This window comes from Mesorhizobium sp. 131-2-1, from assembly GCF_016756535.1.
Classification (GTDB): domain Bacteria; phylum Pseudomonadota; class Alphaproteobacteria; order Rhizobiales; family Rhizobiaceae; genus Mesorhizobium.
The window spans coordinates 1,966,893-1,981,626 of the sequence record NZ_AP023247.1; the positions used below are offsets into that span (position 1 = coordinate 1,966,893).

The 14,734-nt window shown below is 66.3% G+C and carries 15 protein-coding genes; all 15 read right to left on the reverse strand.

What is annotated here, in order from left to right; all coding sequences use genetic code 11:
* Window positions 1-175 precede the first annotated feature (175 nt).
* On the reverse strand, window positions 176-766 hold the full coding sequence (locus tag JG743_RS09670) for a transglycosylase SLT domain-containing protein (RefSeq protein ID WP_244673094.1): 591 nt from the start codon (window positions 764-766) through the stop codon (window positions 176-178).
* Window positions 696-2,096 carry a flagellar hook-length control protein FliK gene (gene fliK, locus JG743_RS09675; protein ID WP_202299977.1) on the reverse strand — a complete coding sequence of 467 codons (1,401 nt, stop codon included), beginning with the start codon at window positions 2,094-2,096 and terminating at the stop codon, window positions 696-698. The genes JG743_RS09670 and fliK overlap by 71 nt, the downstream gene beginning before the upstream one ends.
* Window positions 2,093-3,556, reverse strand: a complete 1,464-nt coding sequence (locus JG743_RS09680) for a chemotaxis protein MotC (RefSeq protein WP_202299978.1) — start codon at window positions 3,554-3,556, stop codon at window positions 2,093-2,095. Before JG743_RS09680 ends, fliK begins: the two co-directional genes overlap by 4 nt.
* Window positions 3,553-4,977, reverse strand: coding sequence for a MotB family protein (locus tag JG743_RS09685; protein ID WP_202299979.1), 1,425 nt, complete (start codon window positions 4,975-4,977; stop codon window positions 3,553-3,555). Before JG743_RS09685 ends, JG743_RS09680 begins: the two co-directional genes overlap by 4 nt.
* Window positions 4,974-5,600, reverse strand: coding sequence for a hypothetical protein (locus JG743_RS09690; RefSeq protein WP_202299980.1), 627 nt, complete (start codon window positions 5,598-5,600; stop codon window positions 4,974-4,976). The genes JG743_RS09685 and JG743_RS09690 overlap by 4 nt, the downstream gene beginning before the upstream one ends.
* Window positions 5,601-5,603: 3 nt before the next feature.
* Window positions 5,604-7,265, reverse strand: coding sequence for a flagellar basal-body MS-ring/collar protein FliF (gene fliF / locus JG743_RS09695; RefSeq protein WP_202299981.1), 1,662 nt, complete (start codon window positions 7,263-7,265; stop codon window positions 5,604-5,606).
* A gap of 131 nt (window positions 7,266-7,396) precedes the next feature.
* Complete coding sequence (locus JG743_RS09700; protein ID WP_202299982.1) at window positions 7,397-8,281, reverse strand: flagellin N-terminal helical domain-containing protein; 885 nt, start codon at window positions 8,279-8,281, stop codon at window positions 7,397-7,399.
* Window positions 8,282-8,528: 247 nt separating this feature from the next.
* A complete protein-coding gene (locus tag JG743_RS09705) occupies window positions 8,529-9,413 on the reverse strand; it encodes a flagellin N-terminal helical domain-containing protein (protein ID WP_202299983.1) in 885 nt (294 codons plus the stop codon).
* Between the two features lie 209 nt (window positions 9,414-9,622).
* Window positions 9,623-10,354, reverse strand: coding sequence for a flagellar type III secretion system pore protein FliP (gene fliP / locus JG743_RS09710; protein WP_202299984.1), 732 nt, complete (start codon window positions 10,352-10,354; stop codon window positions 9,623-9,625).
* Entirely contained in the window at window positions 10,351-10,845 is a 495-nt protein-coding gene (locus tag JG743_RS09715; RefSeq protein WP_202299985.1) for a flagellar basal body-associated FliL family protein, read from the reverse strand. Before JG743_RS09715 ends, fliP begins: the two co-directional genes overlap by 4 nt.
* 26 nt (window positions 10,846-10,871) lie before the next feature.
* Window positions 10,872-11,576: a flagellar basal body L-ring protein FlgH gene (gene flgH, locus JG743_RS09720; RefSeq protein ID WP_202299986.1), complete on the reverse strand. Its 705-nt coding sequence runs from the start codon at window positions 11,574-11,576 to the stop codon at window positions 10,872-10,874.
* Window positions 11,573-12,151 (reverse strand): MotE family protein, encoded by a 579-nt coding sequence (locus tag JG743_RS09725; protein WP_202299987.1) that lies wholly within the window; start codon window positions 12,149-12,151, stop codon window positions 11,573-11,575. The genes flgH and JG743_RS09725 overlap by 4 nt, the downstream gene beginning before the upstream one ends.
* 3 nt (window positions 12,152-12,154) lie before the next feature.
* Window positions 12,155-13,396 carry a flagellar basal body P-ring protein FlgI gene (locus tag JG743_RS09730; protein ID WP_202299988.1) on the reverse strand — a complete coding sequence of 414 codons (1,242 nt, stop codon included), beginning with the start codon at window positions 13,394-13,396 and terminating at the stop codon, window positions 12,155-12,157.
* Window positions 13,393-13,938, reverse strand: a complete 546-nt coding sequence (gene flgA, locus JG743_RS09735; protein WP_202299989.1) for a flagellar basal body P-ring formation chaperone FlgA — start codon at window positions 13,936-13,938, stop codon at window positions 13,393-13,395. Before flgA ends, JG743_RS09730 begins: the two co-directional genes overlap by 4 nt.
* Before the next feature lie 6 nt (window positions 13,939-13,944).
* Complete coding sequence (gene flgG / locus JG743_RS09740; protein WP_202299990.1) at window positions 13,945-14,733, reverse strand: flagellar basal-body rod protein FlgG; 789 nt, start codon at window positions 14,731-14,733, stop codon at window positions 13,945-13,947.
* Window position 14,734 lies beyond the last annotated feature (1 nt).

The window sequence follows — 14,734 nt, forward strand, 5'->3', positions numbered from 1 at the left end:
GGAATCCTGAACAACCGTCATTTCTTGTAGCTATTTTCTTGGGAGTTTTTTGGGGACTCGAAAATAAGCGCGGTTGCACGGGTGTATCGACTGGGTCTCGTGGCCTGCCGTTTCGAGCGATAGGGCAGGCGCCGCGAGGTCAGAAGATCCTGTGCGCCCGTGAGTGATAATGCATCTACGGGTTGCAGAAAGCGCGGGCGTTGGGCGTCCATTTGCCGAAGCCGGTCGCGACCATGTTGGCGATGACGCGACAGACATAGACCTTTTGAGCCGGGTCGTTGTCGGGGCCGGCGTGATAGCGGGCCACCGCCATCGACCAGGTCACGTGGCGGGCGTGCAGGCTGGCCAGGAAGCGCGCCGCGTAGTCGACATTCTGGCGCGGGTCGAGCATGTCGTCGACGCTGCGGAAATGCGACGCGTGATAGTGATGATTGATCTGCATGCAGCCGAGATCGATCAACGTCTTGCCTTCGCGGCGGGCATTCTCGAATGTCGCCAGGGCCTCCGCACGGCTCCGCGGAAAGACAGCTTTTCCTTCTATATTCATAGCGTTAGGCTGGAGGCTACCTTTGTTTCCGGTTTCCGTCAGGCCAACGGCATAGAGGATGCCGGCCGGCACGCCGTAGCGGTCGGCGGCGCGCAGGATCTCCGGTTCGCAAGGGTTGGTGGCCGCGCTCGCGGCGCCGACGGCAGCGCTAGATAAACATGCCGTCGCCAGCGCGCTCGCGAGCAGGCGAAGCGCCGCGGCCAGGGTCCGGTGTGTCATTGCTGGGGTTCCTTCCAGGCTGCTGACCGCCGGAGCCGGCATTGTTGCCGCTCGAGCCGCCGGGCTGAAAGGAAGGCTGCTCGCGGCCAGCGGACATCGGCATGGAGCTGCCGGCATCAGCGCGCGCGGTGGCGGTTGTTGCTATCGAAGGTTGCAGGATCGTGACCTTGTCGACGTCGAATCCGAGGTCGCGCAAGGACTTGGTGATCGCCTCGCTGTCGGCGGCGAGACGGCGGTGCGCCTCGTGGGTTTCCGGCTTCAGCTCGATCGAAAGTTGCTCCCCGGAAAGCCGCAGGCTGGCGGTGACCATGCCGAGCTCGGCCGGGTGAAGCTCGATCTTCAGCATATGTGTCGGAACGGCAACAGAAGCGGTCGGTTGCGAGGCTGCCGAGGCGGTCGAAAACGCCTGAGGCAGCCCCTTGTCCGAGGCCAGCGCGTCGATCAGCGCCGATGCCGTCTGGCTTAGCGGGTTCTGCGCCGGCGCGGGAAAGCTTTGCTCGGCGACGACGTCGATGCGCGCGGCCGAAGACGACTGCTTTGCCTGCTCCGACGGCGTGGCCGAGCGGATCGCGTCAAGGGTTTTCGATGACGCCCCCGGCCGCTTGGCCGGCGCTGCCGGTACGTCCGCGGGCGCCTGGTCCTGCGGCCGCGATGCAGTTCCATCGTCCCGGCGCGGCAAATCCTTGAAGACGGCGCTGATGGCTTCCGGCTGCCGGAGTTTCCCAGGGAAGTCTTCGGCGTTCGAGGCGCGTTCGGATCGGGAGAAGGCACCGGGATCATGGGCCTCGAGGCCGGACGTCGCATCCGACTTCTTCAAAGCGGAGAGCAACTGCCGTGAAGCCGGCGGCTGGCCGTCCAGCGCCGGCTCGTTGGTCTGGCCATCGCCGGCGTCTTCGTGTCCGTCCGCCTTGGCCGACGCCTGGAAGCGGCCGATATCGTTGAGCGCCATCAGCAATGGCAAGCTGTCCTGAAGCAGGCTTGCATTTGCGTTCGGCGTGGCCGGGTCGGCATCCGTCGAGGTCTCGTCCGCATCGGTATCGGCATCGCTCTCAACGGCCTTGCCGACGGGCGGCTTTGGCGCGGCGGTCCTGGCCGTAGCGTTGCCGTCAGGCTGCGCCTCGCCGGGATTTGCAGACGCCCGCCGGTTCCATCGCGCTTCGTGGGGTCCGGTCTCAGCCGGTTGCTGGTTTTCCTGGGCGGACTGCTTTTCGGCGCCGCGCAGCAGGTCGCCGAAGCTCGCGTCCTCGTTCTTGGCCGCCGGCGCGGCCGACTTGGACGCCGCGTTTGTGGCGACGAGTCCCGTGAGGGCCTGGCCGAGGCTGGGGGTCATTTCGGAGCGGCTCCAAGCAGTTGGTCGATCTTGCTGAGTTGGCGGCGCGTCTGCATCATCGCGGCGTCGGTGGCGTCCTGCGGATCGAGGCCGGCTGACGATTCCGGCGTCGTCGCGGGCTGAGCCGGGGCCGCCCCGGCCGATGCCGCAGCCACCGCCGGTGCTTCGGCCACGGCCGGCTTCGGCGCCGATGGTGCGGCCGTTGCCGAGGCAGGCGCATCCGGTGATGCCGAGGGCTGCGCGTCCGCCGGTTTCGTCGCGGAAGCGGAGGCCTCGACCGCCGGCTGTTCGGACATCGCGCCCTCGACCGGCGGCAGGTCGGCGTCTTCCTGTTTCTCCGCCGCCGCGATCTCGGCCGCTGGTTTCCCGGCCGCGGATTTCCCGGCGTCGGTGTCGGGCTTTTCGGCGGCAGGAACCACCGGCCGCGCGACCACTTCGCCGGCGACGGCTTGCGCGGCATCGAGCAGGGCACGATCGCTTTCCGAGAGCTTGCCGCGATCGATCTTCTTCAGCTTGGCGCGCACGTCGTCGATGGTGCTCGACGTCACCGTGGACAGGCTGGAATAGAGCTGGGCGCGCGGGTCGTCCGCGTTGCCGTTGCCGTCGCGGCCTTTCTCGGCCCTGGCCGAGGCGAAGGTGGAGAGCTCGGTCAGGCCGTCGATAGCCGCCCGGCGGGCGATGCGCAGATAGATCACCGTCTCGCGCTCGGGATCCATCATCGAGGTGATGTCGGCGAGCTTGTCCTGGCTTATCGCCATGTGCAGTTGAATGACGCCGGAGACGAAGGAATCGGCGAACTGGCTGGCATAGGGCGAGTGGAGATAGCTGGCGACATATTGGGTGGAGGCGAGCGCGAAGCGCGCCGCATCGCCCTGCTGCGCGGCGATGCCGACCGAGCGGCGAAGCGCTGCCTCCTCGACCAGCGTGCCGGGGCTGAGCAGGCGGGCATCGTCGAGCAGTGTGAGCGCCGCCGCCGGCTGTTCGGTGGCGAGCAGCGAGCCCTTTACCAGCGCCAGGAAGGCGCCGAGGTCGGCGGGCAGCGCCATCGGGTCGATCGGCTTCAGCGTTTCGATCGCCTCGGCCGGCCGGCCGTTGAGATAGCTGATGATGCCCCTGGCGATGGCGAGGCTGCGCGGGTCGGTCTCGGCGCGCGATGCGGCCGCCTCGACGGTGACGGGATTGCCGCCGCTCATGCCGTAGACGAGCAGGGCGCGGAAGTTCTTCGGCTCCTTGAAATCCTCAGCATCCGCCGCGCGCAGGCGCGCATCGGTCATTTCGAGCAGCTTGGCCTGCATCGGCAGCGCCGCGTGGTCGCCGGCGGCGATGCGGTCTTGCACGAGCTGCAGCGAGCGCACCAGCTGGTAGGGCTGCAGGGCCTCCTCGGCAAAGCCCGCCGACGGCGCCGCGGCGCCCAGGAGCAGCAGGCCGATGGCGCGGCCGATGACCGTCGCACCTCTCATCCGCCCGTCGCCATCAGGATCTCGATGCGGCGGTTGGCGGCCGCCAGCGGATCGGCCGCATCCTTCGGCTGGCGGTCGGCGAAGCCCGCGACCTCGGTGATGCGGCGCTCGTCGACGCCGCCGCGCACCAGCATGTAGTAGGCGGAATGGGCGCGCGCGGTGGACAGGCGCCAATTGTCGTAGGTGTCGCTGCGGAACGGCCGTGAATCGGTATGGCCGTTGATGCTGATCGTGCCTTTCTGGCTGTTGACGATGCGGCCGATCTTCTCCATCGCCAGCACCAGCTCGCGGCGCGGCAAGGCCGAGCCGATCTCGAACATGCCGAAATCCAGCTGGTCGGTGATCGAGATGACGACGCCCCTGTCGGTCGCCTCGACCGAGACGCCGTCGTGCAGCTTGTCGCCGGGCTTGAAGGCTTCGGCCAGCTGCTGCTTGACCTCGGCCGCGGCCTTGACAGTGGCGGCGCTCGGCGCCTTTTCGCCGACATCGGGCTTTGATGCTTCCTCGGCCTTCGCGGCTTCCAGCTTCGCGGCCTCGGCCTTCTCCTCGCCCTTGGCGGCTTCGCTTTTCGCGGCTTCGTCCTTGGCAGCTTCCCCCTTGGCAGCTTCGCCCTTCACGGCCTCACTCTTCGCCGTTTCGGCCTTTGTCGTCTCCAGCTTGGCATCCGCCTTGCCGGGAGCCGCTTTGGCCAGGGGTTCGAGCGGCGCGTCGATCACCGGCGGCGCTGGTGGCACGGCCTTGACCTCCGGCACCTGGGTCTCGGCAACCTTTTCGCCGGGCTTTGCCGGATCGCCCTCGATCTTGGCGCGCTCGGCGCTTGCCTCGGCGCCAGGCGCGGCAACCTGCTGCGACCAGAAGTCCGGCGCGAAAGGATCGCGGTAGGATTCGCCGCCCGAGGCGCCGGTCGCTGGGCCGGCATTCTGCGCGCCGCCTTCGCCCTTGGCGCTGACATTCTGCATCACGCCGGTATCGGTGGCGATCTCCGACAGCACGGCATAGGGATCGGCAAACAAATGCTCGTCGGAAAGGTCGGAGTTCTGCGAAGCTTTCTTCGTCTGCCTGCGGTCCGAGGACCCGGCCCCGCCCTTGCCGTCCTCGCCGGCCTTGCTGGCGCCGTCCTGCGGGTTGTCGGCCGTCAGCCCGACCTTGCTTGGGCCGTCGCCGAGATCCTCCAGGCCCTTGCGGCTGGAGTTGCGGTCGATCAGCTCGACCGGGTTGAAGTAGCTGGCAACGGCCGCCTTGGTCTGTTCGTTGGCGGCATTAATCAGCCACATGACCAGGAAGAAGCACATCATGGCGGTCATGAAGTCGGCGAAGGCGATCTTCCAGACGCCACCATGATGACCTTCGTCGTGACCGTCATGATTGCGCTTGACGATGATGATCTCGTGCCTGGCCTCACCGGCATCGACGGCGCTCATGACAGAACCTCGGACAGCGAAGCGGACCACTCGGCGATGCGCGTCTCGAACACCGCCTCGTCGATGACGACGGTCAGGTCGAAGCCGGGCGACTCGACGAAGTCGAGCTGGCCGGCGCGCGAGCCGAGCGAGGCCGCCAGCGCTTCGAACAGCGACAGCGGGCCGCGCACGGCGATGCGTACCGCCTCGGAGTCGGCGACGGCCTCGCGGATCGTGCGTGCAAGCGCGTCCAGCGAGCGCTTCTGCAGGTCGTCACTGACCATGCCGCCGATGATGCGGGCAAGGGTGGCGCTGACGAGGTCGGTGACGCGCGCCTCCATGGCGTTGATGCGTATGGCGATGGCCTGGCCGAGATCGCCGCCGAAGCCTTCAAGAAAGACCTTTGCCTCGTCGGCATTGGCCCGGCGCTCGGCGTCGAGCGCGGCCTGGTGGGCAGCGCCAAGGCGCGCCTCGAGCGCCGTTTCCGCATCGGCGACCGCTTCGGCGATCAGCGTGCCGATGTCTGCCTGGGGCACCGGTTCGGCCGGGCTGCGTTCGGGCTCGGCCGCGGCCTGCGGCTGCCCGGCGCGTGGGCTGCGCGTTCCGAAATCCGGCAGAAGGTCGAAGAGAGCTGCTGAGGGCATGGTCTATCCGGCGACTTCCTGGGCGGCCCATTTGCGCAGGATCTGCGCGGTGCGCTCCTCGTTGAGGTCGACCATGCGGGCGAGCCGCTCCTGCGGGGCCGGCCTGATCTTCTGGCGAAGGTCGTCAAGCGGCGTGGCGCCCGGGCGGGCACCCGGCAGCGCGCCGGCCTGGGCGGCGGTAGCGTCGGAACCAATCGCTGCCACGGCGGGCTCGGGCGTCGGCAGCGAGCGCTGGACATCGTCGAAGCTCGGGCCGGCGATGGCCGGCTTGGCGGACGCCGTCAGGGCCGCGGCCATCGGCCTCAGGCCGAAGAAGGCGACCAGGAACACGACGACGATGAAGGCCCCGGCATTGATCATGGTGCCGGTATATGTCCCGATCGAGGCCATGATGCCCGGCTGCTCGATCGGCTCGCCGTCCAGCCCGTCGATGAATTCGACCGCGGAGACGTCGATGACGTCGCCGCGCTTGTCGTCGAAGCCGGTGGCCGAGGCCACCATCTTCTGGATGTCGGCGACGCGCTTGGCGATCTGCTCGGGCGTGGCGTCCTTGCCGAGAATGGTCGCCAGGCGCTGCTGGTTGACGACGACGGCGATCGACATCTTGGTGACCGAATAGCCGTTGGAGACGGTGGCGATCTTCTTGGAGTTGATCTCGTAATTGGTGATCTCCTCCTTGCGGTCGTTCTGCGAGGTGGATTGCGGTCCCTCGGTGCTGGCCGCCTGGGTCTCGGGCAGGTTCTGTTCGACGCTAGTCGGGGTCGAGGCCTGCTTCTGGTTGCTGTTCTCGTTGGTGCGCACCGACTGCACCGAGCGCTCGACGCGCGATTCCGGATCGAAGATCGTCTCTTCGGTCTGGCGGGTGTCGGTGTTGACGTCGGCCTTGACGCTGGCGCGGAAATTGTCGGGGCCGAGATAGGGGGTCAGCGCCCGGCGGATGTTGTCGCCGATCTGCGCCTCGACCGTCTGCTCGACGCCCAGCGTGCGGGCCGCGCTCGTGTTGGAGGGGTCATCGCCGGCGGCCAAAAGGTTGCCGTTGGAATCGAGCACCGTCACCTTGTCGACGGAGAGGCCGGGAACGGCGGCGGCGACGAGGTGGCGGATCGACATGGCGCTCTTTTCGGCGTCGATGCCGGCATAGCGGATGACCACCGATGCCGAGGGCTGCTGCTCGTCGCGGCGGAAATTGGCGCGCTCGGACATGACGATGTGGACGCGCGCCGCCTTGATGCCGGCGATCGACTGGATGGTGCGGGCGATCTCGCCCTCCAGCGCGCGCACGCGGGTGATCTGCTGCATGAAGGATGTCAGGCCGAGCGAGCCGACATTGTCGAACAGCTCGTAGCCGGCATTGGCGCTGGTCGGCAGGCCCTTTTCGGCGAGCATCATGCGGGCCCGCGCGGTGGTGCCCGCCGGCACCAGCACCGAGGTGCCGTCGGCCCCGACATCGAAGCCGATGCCGGCCTCGCCCAGCACCAGGCCGATCTGGTTCACGTCGGAGCGCTCTAGCCCGACATAGAGCGTCTCGTAGGCGGGACGGTTGAGGTAGATCGAGGCGACGCCGATGACGGTCATGACGAGGGCGGCGATGCCGCCCAGCATGGCGAGGCGCTTGACGCCAAATCCCCTGAGATTCGAGATGATGCTCTGGATCTGTTCCGGCACGTTCCAACGGCTCCCAGCATGACTGTCCGTGGGAACACTAGACCGCGAAGCTTGTGCGAAGATGATAGGCGGAAAGCAAAAGGCCGCGCGGTTGGCGCGGCCTGTCAGTCAGCGAGAAGGGTTGACCTCGACTAGTTCTTGAACAGGGCCAGGATCGACTGCGAATTGCCGTTGGCGATCGACAGCGCCTGGATGCCGAGTTGCTGCTGCACCTGCAGCGCCTGCAGGCGGGTCGATTCCTTGTTCATGTCGGCGTCGACGAGCGCGCCAACGCCCTTGTCGATCGAGTCGGAAAGGTTCGACAGGAAGCTCTTCTGGGTGTCGACGCGCGACTTGGCGGCGCCGAGATAGGCCGCACCGGTGGAGAGTTTGGCGAGCGCGGTTTCGACGCTGCCGAGCGCGGTGTCGATGGCGGTGTCGGTGACTGCCGCGGCGCTCGGGTCGAAGAAGGTCGTGGCGAGCAGACCGCCGACGATGCCACCCGTGCCGGCAATATCGAGAACCTGCGTGTCGGCGGCCGCGACATTGATGGTGTCGATGGCGACGGTCGTGCCGGTGCGGTTGTAGGAAGCAACGATCTGCAGATCGGAGGCGGCGAGGCCGTCGTTCTGCAGCAGGTTCGAACCGGCGTAGCTGGCATTGGTGACCGAGGACTTGATCTGTTCCTGGATGGCCTTGATTTCCGTCGCGATCTTCTGCTGGTTGTCCTGGCTGGCGCCGCGGGCGGTGACCAGCTTGGCCTTGATCGCGTCGACCTGGTCCTTGATGTCGGTGATGGCGGTGTAGGCGGTGTCGACCTTGCCGGCGCCGAGGCCGAGCGCGTCCTGCACCGCCGAGAGCGCCTGGTTGTCGGAGCGCATGCTGGTCGCGATCGACCAATAGGCGGCATTGTCGGAAGCGGTGGCGACGCGGTAACCGGTCGAGATACGGGCCTGCGTCGTTTCAAGCGCCTTGTTGGTGGCGTTGAGGCTCTGGAGCGCGGTCAGCGCCGCGGCGTTCGTCATGATACTTGCCAAGATACACCCCTTCTCAAAGCAGGCATGCCTTGCGCATGCCGGTCAACCCGTTTGGCGGGGGCGTCATGCCTGTCGACCAACTGGTCTGCCCGTCATAAGTGAATGGTTAACCATAACTAGCGCGACATCGTTAATGCCGCGTTAAAAGCCATGTTTTGACAAGGGAGAATGGCAAGGTTTTCACAAACGAAAATCGGGCCGCGCTGATGGCGCGGCCCGACTTGAAAAGCTGGAATTTGCTAGGCGATCAGCCGCGGAAGAGCGACAGGATCGACTGCGAATTGCCGTTGGCGATCGACAGCGCCTGGATGCCGAGCTGCTGCTGCACCTGCAGGGCCTGCAGGCGGGTCGATTCCTTGTTCATGTCGGCGTCAACCAGCGAGCCGACGCCCTTGTCGATCGAGTCCGAGAGGTTCGACAGGAAGCTCTTCTGGGTGTCGATGCGCGACTTGGCGGCACCGAGCGAAGCAGCACCGGTGGACAGCTTGCCGAGCGCGGTTTCAACGCTGCCGAGCGCGGTGTCGATTGCGGTGTCGGCGACAGCGGCGGAGCTCGGATCGAAGAAGGTCGCTGCAAGCAGACCGCCGACGATGCCGCCCGTGCCGGCGACGTCGAGAACCTGCGTGTCGGCAGCCTTGACGTCGATGGTGTCGATGGTGACGGTCGCGCCGGTGCGGTTGTAGGAAGCGACGATCTTAAGGTCGGACGCGGCGAGGCCGTCGTTCTGCAGCAGGTTCGAGCCGGCGAAGTTGGCGTTGGTGACCGACGACTTGATCTGCGCCTGGATGGCGTTGATTTCGGTCGCGATCTTCTGCTGGTCTTCCTGGCTGGCGCCGCGGGCGGTGACCAGCTTGGACTTGATCAGGTCGACCTGGTCCTTGACGTCGTTGATGGCGGTGTAGGCGGTGTCGACCTTGCCGGCGCCGAGGCCGAGCGAGTCCTGGACGGCCGAGAGCGCCTTGTTGTCCGACTTCATCGAGGTGGCGATCGACCAGTAGGCGGCGTTGTCGGAAGCGGTGGCGACGCGGTAACCAGTCGAAATGCGGGACTGGGTGATCTCGAGCTGCTTGTTGGTGTTGTTCAGGCTCTGCAGCGCGGTCAGCGCCGAGGAATTGGTCATGATACTGGACATGGCTACTCGTACCTTGTTTTTACACGTGTTTTTTTGACATACCGGCTCTTCCGGTATGACGGTGCGGCATCATGCCAATGATCGCTGTTTGGGATCACCCGCCATCTGGGGGGACTATGCTGGCAAGTCCCTACCAAAGCGCTAAATCGGACGGTTAACCGAAAATATATTGCGCAAAATCCGGGCAGGCGCCGCCGTCGCTCGGACGGTCAGGTGAAGGATCGCACCAGGCTGCCGACAAGCAGGTTCCAGCCGTCGATCAGGACGAAGAACAGGATCTTGAACGGCAGCGACACGACGGTCGGCGGCAGCATCATCATGCCCATGGCCATGGTGATGGTGGCGACGATCAGGTCGATGACCAGGAACGGCAGCACGATCAGGAAGCCGATCTCGAAACCGCGCCGGATCTCGGAGATCATGAAGGCGGGCACCAGGATGCGCAGGTCGACAGTGTCGCGCGAAACGGTCTGGCCGCGCTCGCGGGCGAGATCGGCGAAGAGATCGAAATCCTTGTCGCGCACATTGCGCAGCATGAAGGTGCGGAACGGGTCCGAGATCTTCTCGAACGCCTCGGTCTGGCTGATCTGGTTGTCCATCAGCGGCTTGACGCCGGTGTTCCAGGCCTGATCGAAAGTCGGCGCCATCACGTAGAAGGTCATGAACAGCGACAGCGAGATCAGGATCAGGTTGGCTGGCGTCGACTGCAGGCCGATGCCGGCGCGCAGGATCGAGAAGGCGATGACGAAGCGGGTGAAGCTTGTCACCATGATCAAAAGGCCCGGCGCCACCGAGAGCACGGTGAGCAGGCCGAACATCTGGATGATGTAGGCGACGGTCGTGCCATCGGCCTTACCGATGCCGCCGAGATCGAGCTGCTGAGCCCCGGCGACCGTCGTGGCGAGGATCACAAGCGTGGCGGCGAGAAGGAACTTTCTCATTCGAGCAGCAATGTCCTGATCAAAACCTGTTTGGCATGGCCGCCGCTGCGGATGGCGGCGCGCTCCTCGAGATCGGCCTTCAGATGCTGGTAGCCGCTGGCGCCCTCGATCTGGTGCATCTTCAGCGTGCGCACGAGCGCCAGCAGATCCTGGTGGATCTGCTCGGTCATCTCCGGCGGCTGCGGCGCGTCATAGACCACCGACGCTTCCAGCCTTATCCAGACCTCAGCCGGCGACGCCAGATTGGTGGTGATCGGCGCAAGCTGGACAAGCGTCGGTCCGGCAACCTGCTTGCCTGGCTCGGCCGGCTTCTCGGTGTTGCCTTCGTTTTCCGGCGCGACCGGCACCGACGCCGGGGCATCGGTCCCTTTCAGGTAGCCGCCGGACACCCAGCCCATGCCGATCGCGGCGGCCGTCACGACCCCGAGCATGGCCAACTGGATGACCAGGGACGGTCCCTTCTTCTGCGCGACTTGCTCTACATTGGCCATGGCGTGATTTCCCGAGCCCGCCCGTCCTAGAAGGGAAGAACCTGATCGAGGACCTGCTGGCCATAGGCCGGCTGCTGGACCTCGCTGACGCGGCCGCGGCCGCCATAGGAGATGCGCGCCTCGGCGATGCGCTCATAGGAGATGGTGTTCTCCGCGCCGATATCGGACGGGCGCACCATGCCGGCGATGGTGAGCACCCTGAGCTCGTAGTTGACGCGCACCTCCTGCGAGCCCCTGATCATCAGATTGCCGTTGGGCAGGACCTCGGTGACGACGGCGGCGACGTTGAGCTCGAGGTTTTCCGAGCGCTTGATTTCGCCGTCGGCGTTGGTTTCGGTGCTGGAGCTCAAGCCGGCGTCGCCCTTGCCGCTCGTGCTGTTGCCCTCCCATCCGAGAGTGACATCATAGCCGAGCTTGCGCGCGGCGGTGCGGCTCCTGTCGTTCTGGTTCTTGAAGTTGGCCTTGTCGTTGAGCTTGATGTTGACGGTCAGGATATCGCCTTCGCGCAGCGCCCTCGGATCGGTGAACAGCCGGCTCTGGCGGTCGTCCCAGAGCGAGAATTTCTTGACCGGCGCCGCCGGCGGCTCGGGATAGCTGTAGGGCGCGGCCGCGCCATTGCCGATGCCGGAGCCGACCGGCGACAGCGCCGGTTCCCTGCCGACCTCCTTCAGGTCGGTGCCGCAGCCGGACAGGGCGGCGACGCCGACGAGGATGAGCATTCTACGGATCATGACGGATCTACCCTTCGCGCCGCGCTGGCCATGATGCCGGTAAGCGCGGCCGCCGCCTTCTGGTCCATTTCGTTGAGGATGACGCCGGCCTTGCGCGAGTCGAGCTTCATAAGGATGGCGGCGGCGAGCTCGACATTGACCATCGCCAGGCGTTCGGCCGCGGCGTCGGGCTTCATGCCGGCATAGATCTTGACGACGCTGTCCTCGGCGCGCGCCAGGAACACCTCGCGCCGCTTCAGCCATTGCTCGTATTCGGCCCGCTTGTCCTCCAGCGCCTTCATGCGCTGGTCGATGCCAGCCTGCAGTTCCGTCAGCTCCTGCGCCTGCAGCGCGTAGCGGCGATCGCGGGCGGCGTCGGCGATGTTGGAGCAGAAGCGCTGGATCTCGCTCTCGTCCGGCGCCTTCTCCCGCGCCATCTGCTGGGGTGCTGCCGGCGCCTGCCCGCTGGGCAGCACCTGGCGCACGGCCTCTTCGGTGCGGGCTTGGCCGGCGACAAGAAGCATGACGGCGAGGGCCGGGGCGATCAGCGCGGGCCTGGCACTGCGGTTCGTTTGGCGGGGAGCGATCATCGGCATGGCCTATTGGAGGACCAGATCGGCCTGCAGGGCGCCGGCCGACTTGATGCCTTGCAGGATGGCAATGATGCCGTCCGGCTTCACGCCAAGACGGTTGAGGCCGGAAACCAGCGTTTCGAGGTTCGGTCCGTCGAGCACGGCGACGCGCGCGTCGGGCCGGGTGGCCTCGATGGCGGTGAAAGGCTCGACGGCGGTGACACCCTTTGAGAAAGGCTCGGGCTGGACGACCTTCGGCGCCTCGGTGATGCGCACGGTGAGCGTGCCGTGGCTGATGGCGACCCTGGAGATCTTGACGTCGTTGCCGATGACGATGGTGCCGGTGCGCTCGTCGATGACGACGCGGGCCGGCGTATCCGATTCCACGACCAGGTTCTCGACCTCGGCATAAAAGCGCGCCGCCGACACATTCTTCGGCCGCCTGATCTGGACGGTGCGGGCATCGCGCTCGGCCGCGACGCGCATGCCGAAACGCTGCGAGGTGTAATCGTTGATGGCGTCGGCGATGCGAATGGCGGTCGAGAAGTCGGGGTTGCGCAATTGCAGCGTCAGCACGCCCTGATCGTCAAATTCGGCAGGCACCGCGCGTTCGACGATGGCGCCGTTCGGGACGCGGCCCGCGGTCGGCACACCTTGTGTCAATTGCTCCGCCTGGCCCTGGGCGGTGAAACCGCCAACGATCACCGAGCCTTGGCCGACGGCATAGATTTCGCCATCGGCGGCCTTCAGGGGCGTCATCACCAGCGTGCCGCCGGCAAGCGAGGTGGCATCGCCCATCGAGGAGACGTCGATGTCGATGCGGGCTCCCGACTGCACGAAGGGCGGCATGTTGGCGGTGACGATGACGGCGGCGACGTTCTTGGCGCGCGCGCTGCCGCCTTCGGTGGCGATGCCGAGATTCTCCAGCATGGCGCGGATCGACTGTTCGGTGAAGGGCGAATTGCGCAGGCTGTCGCCGGTTCCCGCCAGGCCGATCACCAGGCCGTAGCCGACGAGCTGGTTGTCGCGCGCGCTCTGCAGCTGGGCGATGTCCTTGATGCGCGCCGCGACCTGGCCGGGCGGCAGCGTGCTTGGCCCGGTCGAAACGCGGAACATGCGCGTGGTGGTGGCGGGATCGTATTCCGGATCGTTGAAGGCGCCGCCATTCTTCAAGGCAAGCTCGCGCTTGGCCTTCGGTGTCAGCCCGTCGGCCAGCGCCGGCTGCAGGCCAAGGGCAGCCGCCAGAACAAAGGCAAGTCCGCGTATCATGAAGCGCTGACCATGATGGTGCCGTCGCCCATCACCGTGCCGGAGATGATCTTGCCGCTGTCGACATTGCGGACCTTGACGAGGTCGCCGGCGGCGCCCGGCTGCAAGGTGACGCCGGAGGCCGAGATGGTCAGGGCACCGACTGTGAAGTAGATCTGCACCGCCGCACCCTGATCGACCAGCCAGGCGTCGCGGATGGCGGCGGTGGGAATGTAACGGCCCGGCAGCAGGGTGCGCTTGGCGACCTTGCCCTGGAGCTCCTGCTCGAGGGTGGCGACGGCGTCCGGCTTGTGCTTGCCGGGGATGAGCGTCACCTGCTTCAGGGCGGCGAGCTCGATCGTCTCGCCAGGATAGATGACCCGGTTGGGGATCAGCACGACCTCACCGACGGCCTGGCCGGCATTGCGGGCGGCGAGCTGATTGGCGCTCTGGTTGCCGGCCTGATTGTCGCCGGCGTCCTGGGCAAAAGCCGGCACGCCGGCCACCAGCGCGAGGGCCAGCGCGGCACGGCGGAGCGGAGAGCGGAAGGCCGGCGAAACCATGATCCGTTACCTGATGTTCTTGGACACGACCGAGGCCATGTCGTCGGCGGCCTGGATGACCTTGGAGTTCATCTCATAGGCCCGCTGCGCCGAGATCAGCTCGGTGATCTCCTTGACCGGGTCGACGTTGGAGGCTTCGAGATAGCCCTGCTGGACTGTGGCGAAGCCGGGGTCGCCGGGCACGCCGACATTGGCCGGGCCGGAGGCCGCCGTCTCCTGGAACAGATTGTCGCCGAGCGGCGCCAGCCCCGCCTCGTTGGCGAAATTGGCGAGTTGCAGCTGGCCGAGAAGCTGGAGATCAGTCTGGCCGTCGATGCGGGCGAAGACCTGGCCGGTCTTGTTGACGATGACCTCGACCGCGTTGGTCGGCACGGTGATCGCGGGAACGACGTTGGCGCCGTCGACCGTCACCAGCTGTCCGGTGGCGTTGGTGTTGAAGGCGCCTGCGCGGCTGTAGAGCGTGCCGCCGTCGGCGCCCTCGATCTGGAACCAGCCCCTGCCGGTCAGCGCGAGGTCGAAGCTGTTGCCGGTGCTGGTCAGTTCGCCCTGGGTGTGGACGTTGCGGACGGCCGTCGTCTTGACGCCGAGGCCGATCGAGACGCCCTCGGGCACCAGCGAGGTGTTGGAGCGGTTGGGGACGCCCTGCGTGCGGTCGACCTGATAGAGCAGATCGGAGAATTCCGCGCGAGCGCGCTTGTAGCCGGTGGTGTTGATGTTGGCGATGTTGTTGGCGATGACTTCCAGGTTGGTCTGCTGGGCGTTCATGCCGGTCGCGGCGATGGCAAGGGCTTTCATG

Excerpts from the sequence above, each read along its gene's own strand:
- JG743_RS09670 (WP_244673094.1), bottom strand. The coding sequence starts at position 766 with ATGACACACCGGACCCTGGCCGCGGCGCTTCGCCTGCTCGCGAGCGCG.
- fliK (WP_202299977.1), bottom strand. The coding sequence starts at position 2,096 with ATGACCCCCAGCCTCGGCCAGGCCCTCACGGGACTCGTCGCCACAAAC.
- JG743_RS09680 (WP_202299978.1), bottom strand. The coding sequence starts at position 3,556 with ATGAGAGGTGCGACGGTCATCGGCCGCGCCATCGGCCTGCTGCTCCTG.
- JG743_RS09685 (WP_202299979.1), bottom strand. The coding sequence starts at position 4,977 with ATGAGCGCCGTCGATGCCGGTGAGGCCAGGCACGAGATCATCATCGTC.
- JG743_RS09690 (WP_202299980.1), bottom strand. The coding sequence starts at position 5,600 with ATGCCCTCAGCAGCTCTCTTCGACCTTCTGCCGGATTTCGGAACGCGC.
- JG743_RS09705 (WP_202299983.1), bottom strand. The coding sequence starts at position 9,413 with ATGTCCAGTATCATGACCAATTCCTCGGCGCTGACCGCGCTGCAGAGC.
- fliP (WP_202299984.1), bottom strand. The coding sequence starts at position 10,354 with ATGAGAAAGTTCCTTCTCGCCGCCACGCTTGTGATCCTCGCCACGACG.
- JG743_RS09715 (WP_202299985.1), bottom strand. The coding sequence starts at position 10,845 with ATGGCCAATGTAGAGCAAGTCGCGCAGAAGAAGGGACCGTCCCTGGTC.
- flgH (WP_202299986.1), bottom strand. The coding sequence starts at position 11,576 with ATGATCCGTAGAATGCTCATCCTCGTCGGCGTCGCCGCCCTGTCCGGC.
- JG743_RS09725 (WP_202299987.1), bottom strand. The coding sequence starts at position 12,151 with ATGCCGATGATCGCTCCCCGCCAAACGAACCGCAGTGCCAGGCCCGCG.
- JG743_RS09730 (WP_202299988.1), bottom strand. The coding sequence starts at position 13,396 with ATGATACGCGGACTTGCCTTTGTTCTGGCGGCTGCCCTTGGCCTGCAG.
- flgA (WP_202299989.1), bottom strand. The coding sequence starts at position 13,938 with ATGGTTTCGCCGGCCTTCCGCTCTCCGCTCCGCCGTGCCGCGCTGGCC.
- flgG (WP_202299990.1), bottom strand. The coding sequence starts at position 14,733 with ATGAAAGCCCTTGCCATCGCCGCGACCGGCATGAACGCCCAGCAGACC.